The organism is Sphaerisporangium rufum (assembly GCF_016863395.1).
Classification (GTDB): domain Bacteria; phylum Actinomycetota; class Actinomycetes; order Streptosporangiales; family Streptosporangiaceae; genus Sphaerisporangium; species Sphaerisporangium rufum.
This window is the reverse complement of record NZ_BOOU01000164.1, coordinates 1-695: the sequence shown is the minus strand read 5'-3', so window position 1 is coordinate 695 and position 695 is coordinate 1. Positions and strand designations below refer to the sequence as shown.

The window sequence follows — 695 nt, the reverse complement described above, 5'->3', positions numbered from 1 at the left end:
ACGCACGGAGCCCCCGGGCCGGTGGCCGGCCCGGGGGCGTTCGCGTATCTGGTCAGAGGGTGATGGACCAGCTGTCGAGGGTGCCGGTGTCGAGGCTGTACTGGTCGGTGATCTCCAGGGTCCAGGTGCCGGCGGCCTGCTGGGTGACCGAGGCGTTGTAGGTGCGGGTGCCGTAGGAGGTGCAGAACAGGCCGCCGCTGGTGTCGAGGGTGTACCAGGTGCCGTTGGGGCCTTGCAGCCGGATGCGGAGGTCTTCGGCGCAGGTGTGGGCGGCGGTGACGGTGACCTTGACGGGGGAGACGGCGGTGCCGGTGGCGGTGGAGGTGATCGGGCTGGTGAGGGTGGTCAGGTCCCTGATCGGGTAGTCGGTGCCGTTGGTGAAGGTGCGGGTGGTGGTGGTGCCGACGGTGAGGGTGTAGGCGGCGGTGTGGGTGCCGCTGGCGGCGGTGCCGGTGACGGTGACGGTGTAGGTGCCGTTGGGGGTGGTGGAGGAGGTGGTGATGGTGAGGGTGGCGCTGCCGCCGGAGGTGACGGTGGTGGGGTTGAGGGTGGCGGTGGCGCCGGCGGGCAGGCCGGCGGCGGTCAGCGCGATGCTCTGGGCGGTGCCGGAGGTGGTCTGGGTGGCCAGGGTGGCGGTGGCGGTGCCGCCGGCGGTGACCGAGCCGGACGCCGGGCTCAGCGACATCGAGAAGTCG

At 72.2% G+C, this 695-nt stretch carries 1 protein-coding gene; it reads right to left on the bottom strand.

What is annotated here, in order from left to right; genetic code table 11:
• Positions 1-52 precede the first annotated feature (52 nt).
• The coding region (locus Sru01_RS36430) for a proprotein convertase P-domain-containing protein (protein WP_203995292.1) at positions 53-695 on the bottom strand (643 nt) is incomplete at its 5' end.